The organism is Sphingomonas sp. MMS24-J45, assembly GCF_044881195.1.
Taxonomy (GTDB): Bacteria; Pseudomonadota; Alphaproteobacteria; order Sphingomonadales; family Sphingomonadaceae; genus Sphingomonas.
This window is the reverse complement of record NZ_CP173255.1, coordinates 2,728,150-2,743,072: the sequence shown is the minus strand read 5'-3', so window position 1 is coordinate 2,743,072 and position 14,923 is coordinate 2,728,150. Positions and strand designations below refer to the sequence as shown.

General features: G+C 66.3%; 16 protein-coding genes. 9 read left to right on the top strand and 7 right to left on the bottom strand.

The genetic code is table 11. The annotated features are described in order from the left end of the window. The first annotated feature begins 6 nt into the window (after window positions 1-6). The 5 genes from fliN to AB5I39_RS13305 all read left to right on the top strand — a co-directional run bounded on the left by fliN (window position 7) and on the right by AB5I39_RS13305 (window position 7,023). A complete protein-coding gene (gene fliN / locus AB5I39_RS13325) occupies window positions 7-363 on the top strand; it encodes a flagellar motor switch protein FliN (protein WP_404374151.1) in 357 nt (118 codons plus the stop codon). 4 nt (window positions 364-367) lie between these two features. Further along, window positions 368-1,699, top strand: coding sequence for a sigma-54-dependent transcriptional regulator (locus AB5I39_RS13320; RefSeq protein WP_404367706.1), 1,332 nt, complete (start codon window positions 368-370; stop codon window positions 1,697-1,699). Window positions 1,700-1,709: 10 nt separating this feature from the next. Beyond that, complete coding sequence (gene flhA, locus AB5I39_RS13315; RefSeq protein ID WP_404367704.1) at window positions 1,710-3,791, top strand: flagellar biosynthesis protein FlhA; 2,082 nt, start codon at window positions 1,710-1,712, stop codon at window positions 3,789-3,791. 70 nt (window positions 3,792-3,861) lie between these two features. Next, window positions 3,862-6,339, top strand: coding sequence for a flagellar hook-length control protein FliK (locus AB5I39_RS13310; RefSeq protein WP_404367701.1), 2,478 nt, complete (start codon window positions 3,862-3,864; stop codon window positions 6,337-6,339). A gap of 12 nt (window positions 6,340-6,351) precedes the next feature. Then, window positions 6,352-7,023 (top strand): flagellar hook assembly protein FlgD, encoded by a 672-nt coding sequence (locus AB5I39_RS13305; RefSeq protein WP_404367698.1) that lies wholly within the window; start codon window positions 6,352-6,354, stop codon window positions 7,021-7,023. 235 nt (window positions 7,024-7,258) lie between these two features. Here the strand turns inward: AB5I39_RS13305 and AB5I39_RS13300 are convergent, their stop codons facing one another. From AB5I39_RS13300 to AB5I39_RS13270, 7 genes are all read right to left on the bottom strand, one after another. Then, complete coding sequence (locus AB5I39_RS13300) at window positions 7,259-7,702, bottom strand: hypothetical protein (RefSeq protein WP_404367696.1); 444 nt, start codon at window positions 7,700-7,702, stop codon at window positions 7,259-7,261. Window positions 7,703-7,838: 136 nt separating this feature from the next. After that, window positions 7,839-8,243, bottom strand: a complete 405-nt coding sequence (locus AB5I39_RS13295) for a hypothetical protein (RefSeq protein ID WP_404367693.1) — start codon at window positions 8,241-8,243, stop codon at window positions 7,839-7,841. Window positions 8,244-8,379: 136 nt separating this feature from the next. After that, on the bottom strand, window positions 8,380-9,231 hold the full coding sequence (locus AB5I39_RS13290) for a flagellin (protein WP_404367690.1): 852 nt from the start codon (window positions 9,229-9,231) through the stop codon (window positions 8,380-8,382). Between the two features lie 182 nt (window positions 9,232-9,413). Next, a complete protein-coding gene (gene flgH, locus AB5I39_RS13285) occupies window positions 9,414-10,187 on the bottom strand; it encodes a flagellar basal body L-ring protein FlgH (protein ID WP_404367688.1) in 774 nt (257 codons plus the stop codon). Between the two features lie 20 nt (window positions 10,188-10,207). Beyond that, complete coding sequence (gene flgA, locus AB5I39_RS13280) at window positions 10,208-10,684, bottom strand: flagellar basal body P-ring formation chaperone FlgA (RefSeq protein ID WP_404367685.1); 477 nt, start codon at window positions 10,682-10,684, stop codon at window positions 10,208-10,210. A 1-nt stretch (window position 10,685) separates the two neighbouring features. Beyond that, window positions 10,686-11,468: a flagellar basal-body rod protein FlgG gene (flgG, locus tag AB5I39_RS13275; protein WP_404367682.1), complete on the bottom strand. Its 783-nt coding sequence runs from the start codon at window positions 11,466-11,468 to the stop codon at window positions 10,686-10,688. A gap of 36 nt (window positions 11,469-11,504) precedes the next feature. Continuing rightward, window positions 11,505-12,251 carry a flagellar hook-basal body complex protein gene (locus AB5I39_RS13270; protein WP_404367679.1) on the bottom strand — a complete coding sequence of 249 codons (747 nt, stop codon included), beginning with the start codon at window positions 12,249-12,251 and terminating at the stop codon, window positions 11,505-11,507. 142 nt (window positions 12,252-12,393) lie between these two features. Here AB5I39_RS13270 and AB5I39_RS13265 point away from each other — a divergent pair, with 142 nt between their 5' ends. The 4 genes from AB5I39_RS13265 to AB5I39_RS13250 are packed head-to-tail and all read left to right on the top strand — an operon-like array spanning window position 12,394 to window position 14,922. Then, on the top strand, window positions 12,394-12,939 hold the full coding sequence (locus AB5I39_RS13265) for a flagellar basal body-associated FliL family protein (protein ID WP_404367676.1): 546 nt from the start codon (window positions 12,394-12,396) through the stop codon (window positions 12,937-12,939). Beyond that, window positions 12,936-13,955 (top strand): flagellar motor switch protein FliM, encoded by a 1,020-nt coding sequence (gene fliM, locus AB5I39_RS13260; protein ID WP_404367673.1) that lies wholly within the window; start codon window positions 12,936-12,938, stop codon window positions 13,953-13,955. Before AB5I39_RS13265 ends, fliM begins: the two co-directional genes overlap by 4 nt. Beyond that, window positions 13,952-14,374, top strand: coding sequence for a hypothetical protein (locus AB5I39_RS13255; RefSeq protein WP_404367671.1), 423 nt, complete (start codon window positions 13,952-13,954; stop codon window positions 14,372-14,374). The genes fliM and AB5I39_RS13255 overlap by 4 nt, the downstream gene beginning before the upstream one ends. After that, entirely contained in the window at window positions 14,371-14,922 is a 552-nt protein-coding gene (locus AB5I39_RS13250; protein WP_404367668.1) for a MotE family protein, read from the top strand. The genes AB5I39_RS13255 and AB5I39_RS13250 overlap by 4 nt, the downstream gene beginning before the upstream one ends. The last annotated feature ends 1 nt before the right edge of the window (window position 14,923 follow it).

The following is a 14,923-nucleotide window of genomic DNA, read 5'->3' as shown; positions in this document are numbered from 1 at the left end:
AACCCGATGGACAACGAGCAGCGCGACATGGTCGTCGCCAGCGACACCGGCCTTGAAGACTTCCCACCGCTCGAAGATTTCGGCGCGCCGCCGTCCCCCGGACCGGCCTCGCCGACTGGAGCGGCAAGCCTGGAGGCGATCTACGACGTTCCGGTGAAGGTGCAGGCCGTGCTCGGCCGATCGCGCATCGCCATTGGCGACCTGATGCAGATGAAGGCGGGCGCGGTGATCGAGCTTGACCGGCGCGTCGGCGAACCGGTCGACATCTTCGTCAACAACCGGCTGATCGCGCGCGGCGAAGTCGTGATGATCGACAATTCGCTCGGCGTCACGCTCACCGAAATCGTCCGTCAGGAGCGCTGAGCCAGTGCACGCAACAGGCCCTGTTCATTTGCTGCTCGTCGGCGCACCCGGCACCGAGTTCCGCACCGCCGCCGCCATGGCGCGCGAAACCGGCGCGCACGTCACGCTGGCCGATAATGCCGCGATGGCGCTGCAGATCCTCCGCGATGACGGCGGCGACATCGTCATGATCGACATCGATCAGGACGTCGCCCGTTTCATCGCGCAATTGCGGTCGGAACGGATCGCGGTGCCAGTGCTCGCCTGCGGGATCGACGCTGCGGCCGATCGTGCAGTGGCCGCGATCCGCGCCGGCGCGCGCGATTATGTGCCGCTGCCCCCGCAAGCCGATCTGATCGCTGCGGCAATCCTGTCGGTCTCGCAGAATGTGACGCGTATCGTGGGCGACGATCCCGCATTGGCACGGGCGCTCGCGCTCGGCCTCGCAATGGCGCATTCCAGCGCACCGATGCTGATCGTCGGCGAAAGCGGTTGCGGCAAGGAATTGTTCGCCCGCGCGATGCACGATGCGTCGGGTCGGCATGGTCGCTTCATCGTCATCGATTGCGCGACGAACAGCCCCGAAATCCTCGAATCCGAACTGTTCGGCCATGCCGCCGGTGCCTTTCCCGGTGCCGTTGCGCGGCGGCGCGGACGGATCGAGGAGGCGGTCGATGGCACCGTGTTCCTGCGCGATGTCGAGGCGCTCGCCCCCGCCGCGCAGGCGCGGCTGCTCGCCGTCCTGCAAGGCACCAACGTGCACCGCCCTGCCGCCGAGGCGGCAACGATCCGGGCGCGGATCATGGCGAGCACCGGGGTCGATCTTGACGGACTCGTCGCCAAGGGACTGTTCCAGGGCAATCTGCTCGCGCGGCTGGGTCTGGTGCGGATCGCGCTACCGCCGCTGCGCGCGCGGATCGGCGATATCCTGCCGATGGCGAGCTTCTTTGCGGATCGCTTCGCGCTCGCCAACGATCTGCCGCCGCGCGGCTTCGACGAGGCGGCGACCGCGCTGCTGTTGCAGCACCCCTGGCCCGGCAATGTCCGCGAACTGGAGGACACGGTACACCGCGCGGTCCTGCTGAACCGGCGGGAGAGCATTGCGGCCGACGCACTCGTCACCGCCGACGGCTCGCCGCTCGGCGCGCCCGCAACAGCCGCGCCAGTCGCCGATCCCGCCATTTTCGTAGGCCGCACCGTCGACGATGTCGAACGGGACCTGATCCTGCACACGCTGCGCCATTGCCGCGGCAACCGCACGCTGGCGTCCACCATCCTCGGCATTTCGGTGCGGACGATGCGCAACAAGCTGAAGACCTTCATCGAGGCGGGCATCCCCGTCCTGCCCGCGTCGTGAGCGCACGCCGATGAACGCAAACCTTACCGCCGTCATCAAACGCCTCGGCTTGGGCCAGGATCTCGCACTCGCCGGCAGCGTCATCGCGATCATCGCGATGTTGATCCTGCCGCTGCAGGCATGGGTGCTCGACATGGGCCTCGCGCTGTCGATCACCCTGTCGGTGATGATCCTGATGACCGCGCTGTTTATCGAAAAGCCGCTCGAGCTGTCGGCCTTCCCCACGATCCTGCTGATCGCGACGATGTTGCGATTGGGCCTCAACCTCGCCTCGACGCGGCTGATCCTGTCGCACGGGCACGAAGGCAGCCAGGCGGCGGGCGGCGTGATCGGGGCGTTCGGCGAGTTCCTGATGGGTGGCCAGCCGGTCATCGGACTGACCATTTTCGCCATCCTGGTCGTGATCAACTTCGTCGTCATCACCAAGGGTTCGGGCCGAATCGCCGAAGTCGCCGCGCGCTTCAGCCTGGACGCGATGCCTGGCAAGCAGATGGCGATCGACGCAGATCTCTCGGCGGGCATGATCACCGAGGCCGAGGCGCGGACTCGCCGTAGCGAAATCGAAGCCGAGAGCGGATTTTACGGCGCGATGGACGGTGCGTCCAAGTTCGTGAAGGGCGATGCCGTCGCGGGGTTGATGATCACCGCGATCAACATTCTCGTCGGGCTCATCATCGGCGTCGTCATCCACGGCGTGCCAGTCGGCGATGCCTTCCAGACCTACACCACCCTGACCGTCGGCGACGGGCTGGTCAGCCAGATCCCGGCGCTGATCGTCTCGACCGCAGCGGGCCTGCTGGTGTCGAAGGGCGGCGTCAGCGGCAAGACCGGCGCGGCGCTCGGCGTCCAGCTCGGCCGTTACCCCAAGGCGTTCGGCATGGTCGCTTTGCTGATGGGGGCGCTGGCAATCATGCCGGGCCTGCCGTTCGTGCCGTTCGCCGCTTTCTCTGCTCTGTGCGGCTGGGTCGCTTGGACGATGAGCAAGCGCGCAGAAGCCGAAGCCACCGCAAACCGCGTTGCCGAAGCACAGGCCGGGCTCGCTGCGCAACAGGTCGACGAGCCGGTCTCGCGCACGCTGGCGATCGATTCGGTGCGGCTGGAAATCGGTTACGCCCTGTTGCCGCTGATCAACGATTCCAATGCCGAGCCGCGGCTCGACGATCAGGTCCGCGCGCTCCGGCGGCAGATGGCGCTCGATTACGGCTTCGTCCTGCCGTCGGTACGGATCATCGACAACATGGCGCTGAAGGCCAACGAATATATCGTCTACATCAAGGAGACGGAGGCCGCGCGCGGCGAAATCCGGCTCGACAAATTGCTCGTCATCAACGCCGGCGGCGGTGGGCTCGGCATCGTTGGCGAGGAGACACGCGAGCCGGTGTTCGGCCTGCCCGCGTTGTGGATCGACCGCGCCCTGCGTGACGAAGCGGGCGTGCGCGGGCTGACCGTGGTCGATTGCGGCACGATCATCACCACGCACCTGACCGAGTTGGTGAAGGACAATATCGCCGATCTGCTGTCCTTCACCGAAACGCACAAATTGCTGACCGAAATCCACAAGGATTCGGAGAAACTGGTCGCCGAAATCGTGCCCGCGAAGATTTCGATCTCGGGCGTGCAGCGCATCCTGCAGAACCTGCTGTCGGAGGGGATTTCGATCCGCGACATCCCGACGATCATGGAGGGCATCGCCGAGGCCGCCCCGCTCAGCAACAATCTGACGCAGATGACCGAGCATGTCCGCGGCCGCCTCGCCCGGCAGATTTCGGCGCAGCAGACGCGCGAGGGCGCGATCCCGATCCTGACCCTGTCGCCGCACTGGGATGCCGAGTTCGCCGAGAGCATCGTCGGCGTCGGCGACGACCGGCATCTGGCGATGGCCCCGTCGAGCCTGCAGGCGTTCATCGCTTCGGTGCGCGAGACCTACGATCGGCTGGCCGCAGGCGGCGAAATCCCCTGCATGTTGACCAATCCGGCGATCCGCCCGTTCGTCCGCTCGATCATTGAGCGGGTCCGCCCCGCGACAGTCGTGTTGAGTCAGAACGAGATTCACGCCCGCGCCCGCATCCGCGCACTCGGGTCGATCGCGTGATGCCACCGCCTGCCCGTTCGATCGCCTATAATAAAGCCGTCCGTGCGTGCGCCGGACGGAAAGGCCTCGCATGAATTTTCCCACGACGGGCCAGTCGACCCTTTTGCCCGCCTGGCCCCAGGCCACGCCACAAGCCGCCGGATTGCCGGTGACGACCGGCGACGGATTCGCGCTCGCAATCGACGGGGCGATGGCGCTGCTGGCGCAAGCGGACAGCGCCGCGCTGCCTACAACGGCTTCGGTTGCGGCAAATGGCGACGCGGCGAGCTTGCCGACGACACCATCGGCCAGCCCCATCCCGAGCGTCGCCACCCCAAGCGCCCCCGCGCCCAGCCGTCCGGTGCCCACTGTCCCGCTACCCGGCGCTCCGGTGCTCAGTGCCTCGGTGCCCGGCGCCCCGTTGCCCAGCGCCCAAATGCCTACCGCCGCAATGCGCAACACTGATGCCGCTGCGCCGGCACCAATGCTACGTGCCACCTCGCCGATCGCCCCGACCGTAGCCCCCCTTCCGGGCAGCGCACCAACGTCCGAGGCACGCCAGGCCGTGCCAATGATCGCGCTGCTCGCCAACCCGCCAGCGGTCGTAGCCGATGGCCATGCCGGTGACGTTCCGGCCTCACCTGTCGTAACCCCACCGCCAACGGACACACCGTCAGCGAACACCGCGGCGGCGGACACACCGCCATTAGACGCACCGCGCGTTCGGCCGACGCCCGTCTCCGCCGCCGAACCGCACGATGCGATGGCTGCCCCCGCCTCGCACCAGGCACCCGCACCCGCACCCGCCGCGACGACACCGCAGACACCGACCCGCGCACCGGCGCCTGTCGCGCCCCTGCCCGAGCAGCCGCCGCACCATGCGCTAGCGGACACGCCAGACCTGCCGATCGCACTTGCCACGGCACTGCCAGCAGCGGCGGTTACGCCCGACACGGTCGAACTCCCCACGTCGCCACCCGCCCCTGCCCCCGCCCCGGCCCTTGCGGAAAAGCCGTCCGCTGCGCCGCAAACCGTGCCTGCGCGCGCGACGCGCACGCTCGAGACCCGGCATCCGACCGCGCAGCCCGCAACGGTCGTGGTGGACAGGCAAACTGCGGACACGACGGACACCCCGTCACAAACGCCGGTCGAAGCCTGCGTAAAGACGGCGAGTGCCACCGACACGCCGCAGCCCGAATCCCCGCCACAACCCAGCAGCGAAGCCGTGGACGAGGCCATTTCGACCGCGCCCGCCCCGCGCCAGAGCGCGACGCGGCGCCGGGCCGCGGAGGCAGCGGCTCCCGCGACTGCAACCCCGGCGATGCCCGATCGCGCACCGACGATGACGCCTGACGTCGCAACCGACGGGCCGCCACCGGTCGCGACCGCCCTGCCGGGGGTTCTCGCTGCGCAAACCTTGCCGTTGATGCGGCCGACGAACCCCGTAGCGCCCGCGCCAACCGCGCCGCGCGACGCTGGCCCGGCAAGACCGGCAGCTCGCCAGCCGGCATCGGACCAGGCAAAGCCGCGCGCCATGTCCGTCCGTCCGGCAGTGCAGACGCTGCCGGGTGACATCGCCCCCGAAGCGACGACCGCCGAAGGCCACCCGCTGCTGGTTGAGCCGGCCCCGCGCGCCACCCCAACGCCGCGACCCGCGCTGCGCAGCGACGCGCCTCCAGCGCCCGACACCGCGACGCCGGGCACCGACTTTGCCGCCCCCGACGCATCTATCCCAACCGATGCCGCGCCGCCCACCATTCCCGCGCCGCCCCCGGTGGCGGCCGCCGCAGTGGCCGTGCCGCAATCCGCCGCTCCGCCTGCGCCCGAGGCTGCAAAACCAGGCCGCATCGCCCTATCCGCTTTGTCCGGAACCGGCATCCGCACGGCGCAACCCGCTGGCGAGCGCGCGGCAGCCGTGCCCGCGCGCGATAGTTCGTCCCCGGCCACCGCACCGGACGCGCCACACTTTGCCGACACGCTGCCCGGCGCTCCCGACGCGCCAAGCGCACCCGTCGCGCTGGACGAGGCAAAACCGACGATCACCTTGCCCGCTTTGCCCGAGGCTCCCCGCCCGCTCGCCACGCCGACGCCCGACCCGGCGCCCCGCGCAACACCGCACATTCCGACCGTCACCGCGCAACCCGGGCAGATCGGCCACGAACTCGGCGTCGAGATCGCGCGACGCGTGTCGGCGGGTGGCAATGAGCTAGTGGTGCGCCTCGCCCCGGCCGAACTCGGCCGGATCGAGGTCCGCATGGCGTTCGATCACCAAGGCGGCCTCACCACGGTGATCGCCGCCGACAGCCCGGTCGCGCTCGACATGCTGCGCCGCGACAGCGCCGATCTCACGCGCTCGCTCAGCGATGCCGGTTTCCGCAGCGACGGCCAAAGCCTGCGCTTCGACGGCGGCGGCGATCGCAGCGGCAGCGGCAGCGGCGGCCAGCCGCGCAGCCCGTGGTCGAACAGCACCGCGACGCGCGATCCGTCGGGCGATCCAGCGCCGACCGGCGAGTTCGACACCCCCTACCGCCCGCTGCGCACCAGCGGCCGCTACGATCTCATGGCATAGGAGCCTGCCGACATGTCCGTCATCGCCTCGACCCAGAACCCCACCACCCCCGTCGTGGCCGCGCCCGGCACCACCGCCAAGAGCACGATCGGCGCGGATTTCAACATGTTCCTGAAGCTGCTGACCACGCAGATGCAGAATCAGGATCCGCTGAGCCCGATGGACAGCGCGCAATATACCCAGCAGCTCGTCCAATATTCGCAGGTCGAACAAAGCGTGCTGCAGAGCAGTACGCTGAAAGACATCCTTGCCAGCCTGTCGACGCAATCGGTGTCCCAGGCCGCTGGCTTTATCGGGCGCGATGCGGAATTCGATACCGCCGTATCAGGCCTCGGCGCGAAGCCGGCGAGCTGGACCTATGCCGCGGCCGGCGACGTCACCACCGGCACCGCGACGATCACCGACGCCTTGGGCAAGGTAGTCGATACGCGCACGGTCACGCTTACCGGCAAGAATGGCAGCTATAGCTGGGACGGTTTGCTCCCCAACGGGATGAAGGCGGCGGACGGTGCCTATACGCTCTCACTCAGCGCACAGAATGCCGCAGGGGCGACGATCCCGGTCAGCATCCGCAGCGTCGGGACGGTTACCGCAGTCAACGCTGTGAACGGTGTGGTCACGCTTGGGGTGAACGGCGCGCAACTGCCGGTCGGCAAGCTGGTCAGCCTGACGGCGGCAGGCTGATCTCGCGGGGCAAAAATCTTCCAGATATTTTTGCGCGGCGCACCGCCCCGATACTTCTTCTACTATAATAAAACAGAGACCCGGTGGCGCCCCCCTTGCTCCCGGGTCTCGCCCCGCTGCCCAGCGGATTTGGTTGCAAACAGAAAAAGACAGGCTGCCCCCTCAGCCTGTCTTTTTTTGTGTTTGTGAAATTGGGGGTGTGGCGGCCGGGGGGACGGCCGCCACGGGGGGAACCTCAGCCCAGACGCGTGCGGGGCGCTTCGGTATTAATCAGCAAATGCAGCGCCGGAGCCGACGTGCGCCGCGTGGGCAAGCGGCGGACTGGCCGCTCCCCGCCGTCGGTCCGCGCGTCGCCTGCGTTGGTCACGCCGTCGAGGCGCGGTGGCATGCTGGGAAAGGCGTCGATCCAGAAATCATCGAGCAGGCAACCGGCGATGCCATCCGGCTTGGCCAGGGTCGCAATGCAGGCGCCGAGCACAGGATCCTCACACGGGCCAAGCACCGCGATCACATCTTCGAACACCATGCCAGGCGCACCCAGCAAACGCGCTGCAGCGGCCGTCCACAAGGCGGCGGCATCGGTGACCGCCAGGGTCATGCTGACGCGAAATTGCGGCTGTACGCCGCCGGACAACGCGTTGAATTCGGTCGAGGAGCTTGGAACGGTCTTAGAGCTCACCACAGAAATTACCTATCCACCAACTGGACGCCAATACGTCGAGACACTCATCAAGTTGGCCTGCAATGGTCCCGTAGCGGGTCGGACGATATTGAGGGATTGTCCGTAAGCAGGACGGATGATTAACACGCCGAGGCTATTGCAAGCGCTTTGCAGCCCGTCGGCCAAGCTCGCGCGAATGGGCGATGACGACGCAGAGCTCAGCATAAAGCCGATCCCAGAACGGAGCTGGAATTGCGAAGTCGTGCCCGGCCCCGGTTTGTTTCATGACCAGGGCGACATGGTCGCCACGTTCCAGACCAAAGCGCGCCGCGAACGGGCCATCGACGAATTCATCCGCCAGGTCATTGGGCAGCGCCAGCCGCGCCGCCATTATATAGCCGCAAAAGACTTCGACCCCATAGTGATCGAGCACGGCGGTACTGTAATTTCTGCGATCCGGGCGGTCGAAAACAACCAGCGCACCACTCGGATGAGCCTCGACGCTGACCCGTAGACGCGCGCCAAATGCGTCCGTGATCTCGCGAATTCTGGGAAACACCGCGGATTACTCCCTGCATGGCAAGGATCCCGGCCAATCGGCCGATCCAATGCCACTCGAAAACGAAAGGGCCGGGATGGCAAACCACCCCGGCCCTCCTGCGATCCCCCGGGCGAACCCTGGGTATCTCCATCCCTTAACGGAACAGCGACGTGATCGTCTGCGGCGCCTGATTGGCGATCGACAGAGCCTGCACGCCAAGCTGCTGCTTGACCTGCAATGCCTGCAGCTTCGCCGATTCCTTCGCCAGATCGGCGTCGACAAGGCTGCCGATGCCCGATTCGATCGCATCGGACAGCTTGCTGGTGAACGTGGACTGCGCGTCGATCTGACGCGAAGCCGAACCCAGGTTGCTGAGCGACGTGGCAAGGTTGGTCTGGGTCGTGGTCAGCGTATCGATCATCGTCGTGGCAGCAGCAGCGGTGCTGATGTTGCCGCTTGCGGCGACCGTGATAACCGAACCGCCCAGATCCAGGCCCTGGTTGGCGACCGACAGCGAATCCGGCTGCCAGGTGCCGCCCGCAGTGCCGTCCTGCAGCGACTGGAGAGCCGAAACCGACCCGCCGCTTGCCTTCAACAGGTTGGTGCCGTTGAAGTCGGACGCGTTGACGATCGTCGTGATCTGATCGCGAAGGGCAGCGAAGTCCTTGTTGATACCGTCACGCGACGCCTGATCGATCCCGGTGTCGGCCGCCTGATAGGCTTTCGCCTTCATCTGGTTGACGACGTCGGAGATCTGCTCAGCACCAGCGATTGCGACGTCCGTGACGCTCTTGGCGCGCGACAAGGACGAAGTGACCGACTGCAGGCCACCCAGATCGCTACGGAGGCTCTGGGCAGTCGTATAGGCTGCCGAGTTGTCCTTCGTCGACGCGACGTTCATGCCGGTGGTGATCCGGCTCGAGGTCGTGCTGAGGGCCTTGGTCGTGCTGGTCAGGCTCTGGAGAGCCGCCATTGCGCCGGTGTTGGTGTTGACCGAAAGAGCCATGTTCATTCCTTCTTGGATAAAAAGCCGCTTCTGCGGCTTGGGCCAGAAACGCTGGCCCACGGCGGAACGGATACCTCCCGTCTCGCCCTTTATTGTGGGAAGAAATATGGGATAACCAAAATCGGTCGGGCAGTTTATTTAAGGTTAGCCGCGCCTTAACCGTCTACGTCGGCGACGGCGATTCAGAACGGGAAAAGCGCGTCGTAAATCTGCTGGCCCCAGCGCGCCTGCTGCGCATCGGTCAATTGCCCGCGCCCGCCATAGCTGATGCGCGCCTCGGCGATTTGCGAATGGAGGATCGAATTGTCGCGCGCGATATCCTCCGGTCGCACGATGCCCGACACAACCAGCTCGCGCAGTTCGAAATTGACGCGCACTTCCTGCTTGCCGCGGATCAGCAGATTGCCGTTCGGCATCACCCCGACGACGGTCGCCGCGATCGTCATGTTGATCGTCTCGCTGCGCGTCGTGTTACCAGCGCCGTTCGAGGAGGAGGTGGAGTTGGTATCGACCAGCTTGGAGGGATCGACCGCGCCCGGCAACACCTTGGCCAGCGGCGTTTGCAGCCCGAGCAGCGCCGCGATCCCGGATTTCTCGCTGCCGGCGCGCGTGCGCGTGGTGCTGTTGTCGACCGCTGCCTTGTCGGCGATGTTGATGCGAACCGTCAGAATGTCGCCGACACGACCGGCGCGCTGATCGCGGAAAAATGCGCCAGCGCCAGTGCGGAACAGCGATGCACTCGGCGGCGCGGGCGGGGGCGCAAGCGCCGCAAGGGCCTGCGGTCCACCCGCACGATTGGCCGCACCTTGCATCCCCAGCGACGGCTCGATGACCGGGCTGGGCGTCTGTTCCATCGCGGTCATCTTGGGCGGCTTGCCGATCGCCTTCAAATGCCCGACCGCGCCGCACCCCGACAGGCTCACCGAGAGCGCGACGATCGATACGATTTTTTTCATGTCCTGTCCCCGGATCGGTTTCATTTTGCGGCGACGCGCACCGCGCCCGTGCCCTCCACCACGCCGTCGAGCGTGTGGTTGGTGGACAAGCTGACGACGCGCACGAAATCGCCAGCGGCACCGCCGCTCAACGCGCGGCCCTGCGTGGTGATCGACAGGCCACCGTCGCGCAGTGCGATCGTGACGGGTTCGCCGCGCCGGACCAGTTGCGGACGGATCACGTCGGTGCTGCGCACCATCGCGCCTGCCGGCAATGCTCGCGCCGCCTCCATCCCGATGACGTCCTTCGCGCGCGGCAGGGTGCGCGCGACCGTCTCGGCGACATCCTGCGTGGTGAAGTCGCCAGCCGACAGCAAATCGCCCTTGGCGATCGCGTGATCGAGCACCGGCACGCTGACCCGGGCAGCGGCGGCGGGGACAGCGGGTTCCTGCGCGTGGATTTGCGCCGCGCACAGCATGAACAGCGCGCTTAGGATCAGGGAGTGGGACAGGCGCATGTCAGCGCAACTGGCTGGTGGTGGCCAGCATTTCGTCGGCGGTCTTCACCACCCGGCTGTTCATTTCATAAGCGCGCTGCGCGGTGATCAGCGCGGTGATCTCGCTGACCGGATTGACGTTCGACTGCTCGATGAACCCCTGCGTCAACATGCCGAAGCCGGGTTCGCCGGGATTGGCGATGGTCGCCTGGCCCGATGCCGCGGTTTCGAGGAAGTTGTTGCCGCCGAGCGCCTCCAGCCCGGCTTCGTTGACGAAGGTGGCAAGCTGCAACTGGCCGATCGTCTGCGGCGCTGGCGTGCCCGCGAGCGTGACCTGCACCTCGCCGGTCTTGGAAACCGTCACCGCGACCGCTCCCTGCGGGATCGTGATGCCGGGCTGCACGACAAAGCCGTCCGCCGTCACCAATTCGCCTTGATCGGAAAGTTGGAACGATCCGTCGCGCGTGTAACCGGTCTCGCCGCTCGGCATCGTGATCTGGAAATAGCCCTTGCCCTGGATCGCGAGGTCATAGGGGTTGTCGGTCTGCGCCAGAGACCCCTGCTCAACGATGCGATAGACGCCGCCGGTCTTGACGCCCGCGCCGATCTGAATGCCGGTCGGCAGCTTGGAATCGCTGCCCGACGCGGCACCGGCGCGCGACACCTGCTGGTACAGCAGATCCTGGAACTCGGCGCGCTGCCGCTTGAACGCGGTCGTGCTCATGTTGGCGATGTTGTTCGAAATGACGTCGACATTGGTCTGCTGGGCCAACATGCCGGTCGAGGCGATCGAGAGAGAACGCATGGGATAACCTTTCGGGAATAGAAGGAAGCCGCGAAATCAGGTGAAGCGGCCAAGCCGGTCGATCGCGTTCTTGCGCAGATCGTCCATCGCCTGACCCAGGCGCTGGCTCGTTTGATAGGAACGCAGGATATCGACCATCGCCGTCGTCTCGACGATCGGCTGGACGTTTGATCCCTCGACGCCCCCGGACGTCAGCTTGGTTTCGGCGGCACTCAGCACACGGCCCGCACTGCCGGCCAGCAACCCATCGCCGCGCGGCGAGACCGTCGCCTCGTCCGGGAACACCGTTACCGCCAGGCGCCCCAGAACGTTCGTCCCGCTCATCACCGAACCGTCGCTGGCGATGCTGAGATTGACCTGCTGCTCGGGCGGCACGTTGATCGGCTTGCCATTGTCGCCCAGCAGGCGTTGCCCGCCTGCCGTCGCCAGATCGCCCGATCCCAGAATCTTGATGAAGCCAGCGCGCGTGTAGGCGGCATCGCCACCACCCGGCGCTTCGACGCCGAAATAGCCCGGCCCATTGATCATCACGTCGAGCGGATTTCCCGTCGATTGGAATGCGCCCATCGACGTGTCGTGGATCGCGCCGTAATCGAGCACATAGGATGTCGTCGCGGCCGAGGGCACGCTCGGGTCGCCGCTCTGTTCGACATATTCGTGGAAAACCGGCTGTTCGCGCTTGAACCCGACGGTGCTGGCATTGGCCATATTATTAGCCGTCACGTCGAGCCGACGCCGCAACGCCTGTTCGTGGCTCAACAGGACGTAGGTGGAAACATCCATTTCCGTTCGCTCCAGATAAATCGTCGGTCGGCGCGCACTAGGCAGAAATTGCCGCCCGCTTCTCCTATATTAGAGGGGAATTGGACGAATGGCGCGCGGCGAGCAGTTTCTCGCATCGGCGCAGCCCAACGAAAGGGATCCCGTGGCCGAACCGCAAAGCGACAGCGAAATCGCCGAGAGCCCGGCTGAGGACGGTGCGGTCCCGGCCAAGAAGTCGCGTTTCAGCAAGAAGATCATGATCATTGCAGGCGGGATCACCGTGCTGCTGATCGTCGCCGGCGTGCTGGCCGCGATGTTCTTGTTCAAGGGCGAGGCGAAAGGCGAAGAGGCCGCAGCGGGCGAACATGCCGCCGCGCCAGCCGAGGGCGGCCACGGAGAGGGCGCTGCCACCTATATCGATGCCCCCGCAATGGTGGTTAATCTGCGTGGGGCGGACGGCACGGCGCGCTTCCTGAAGATTCGCTTTACGCTGGTGCCCGAATCCGCCGGCAAGGTGGAGGAAATCAAGGCCAAGCTGCCCGCCGTCGTCGATGCGTTCCAGCCCTTCCTGCGCGAGCTGCGGCCGGAGGATCTTGCCGGGTCGGCGGCTGTGTTTCGCATCAAGGAGGAAATGCTCGTCCGCGCCAATGGCGCGCTCGGGCCGGGCGAAATCAAGGATATTCTTATCCAGGATCTGATTCAGCAATGAGCGACGACGATTTCATGGATTTCGAGATCGCCGCGCCGAGCATGTCGCTCGGCGGTGGCGAGGGCGATGCGTTCGATCAGGCGAGCATCGACGCGCTGTTCGGCGGCAATGAGCCAGTCGCCAAGAAAAGCGGCCTGAAGGCGGTCATCGAATCCAACGTGATCAGCCACGAGCGGCTGCCGATGCTCGAAGTGGTCTGCGAACATATGGTGCGCAGCTTCGCCAGCAGTATGCGCAACCTGACCTCTGACGCGATCGACGTGAGCCTGGAAGAGCTGACCTCGATCCGCTTCGGCGATTTCATGGGGCGCCTCGCGCTGCCCGCCATGATCGGCGTGTTCAACGTGCCCGCCTGGGACAATTACGGCGTCATTACCGTCGAATCGAGCCTGATCTACGCGGTAGTCGACGCGCTGCTCGGTGGACGGCGCGGCGGCGGACCGCTGCGGATCGAGGGCCGCGCCTTCACCACGATCGAGACGAGCCTGGTGTCGCAAATGCTTGAACTCGCGCTCGCTGATCTCTCCGCCGCGTTTGAACCGATCGATGCGATCGAGATGATCCTGGAACGCGTCGAGACCAGCCCGCGCTTCGCCGCGATCGCCGGGCCGACCAACATCGCCGCGGTCGCCACCTTCCGCGTCGACATGGAAGGGCGCGGCGGCAAGTTCAGCGTCCTGCTCCCCTATGCGACGATCGAGCCGGTGCGCGAAAAGCTGCTCCAGCGCTTCATGGGCCAGAAGGTCGGGCGCGGGAACATCTGGGAAGCGCATATGGCGGCCGAACTGCTGAAGACCGACGTCTCGATCGATGTCGTGCTGGGCGAACGGATCCTTCGCCTGGAGGAAATCCGCGCCTTTGCCGTCGGCCAGACGATCGCGCTGCATACCGCACCGGACGACCCGCTCGAACTGCAATCGGGCGGCGTGCCGCTTGGCCGCGCCCAGATCGGGCAACGCTGCAACAATATCGCGGTCCGCATGGTGGCCGACATGTTCAAGGAGATCGAGCGATGAGTTTTGCCACCCTGACGGACATCGTCACGATGCTGTTCTGTACCGCCGTGCTGGTGCAAAGCGTGCGGCTGATCCGCGCCTTGCGCGCGATGAAGGGCGACGATTTCGGCGCGATGGTCAAGGCGCTCGACAAGGCAACGGCGGAGGCACGTGAAGTGCTGGACGAGCTTCGCGAAACCCTCCGCGTCGATTGCGCCGCCAATGCCCGCGTCATCGCCACTGGCACCGCAATGCGCGAGGAGCTGACCGTGATGGCCGGCATCGCCGACGCCGTCGCCGAACGCATCGTCGAGGCGGTCGAGAAGAGCAAGACCATGCCCAACCGCACCACCGATCGACCCAGCGCCGAGAACAAGGCCAGGGCCAAACCGCGTCCCCGCGCGACTTCGACTGCGGCGACGGCGGAGGCTGCCGCGTGATCCGCAAGCCATCCTTGCTGATGCTAACGGCCGCTGCGGCTGCGCTGTCCGGGGTCGCACACGCCATCGGCGTTGCTGCGCCCGCCGGCGGCGAAGCACCGCCGACCCGGCTTGGCACTGCGATCAAGCAGGACATTGCGACGCGTGACCAGTCGGCAAGCCGGCGCAACCGCGCGCTCGCCTTGCGCGAACAGGCTGCACGCGCGACCGAGGAACGACTCAAGAGCGAATTGCGCGCCCGCCAAGAGGCCGCTGCGGCGGCAAGCGCGGCCGGCGGCCAGACGGCCGAGGGCGCGCAATATGACAATCTCGCCAAAATCTATCAGGCGATGAAGCCGGCCAAGGCGGCGCTGGTGTTCGAACAGCTCGACATGGATATCCAGATGAAGGTCGCGCAGCGGATGCGCGAGCGCTCGACCGCGATGATCCTCGCCGCGATGACGCCAAAGGGTGCCGCCGATCTCAGCATGTCGCTTGCGCATAAGGAGGTCCGGCGGACGCGGGATGTGGCGCCACCGATCCCCGCCGCAGCAAAGCGTCAGCCGTAGC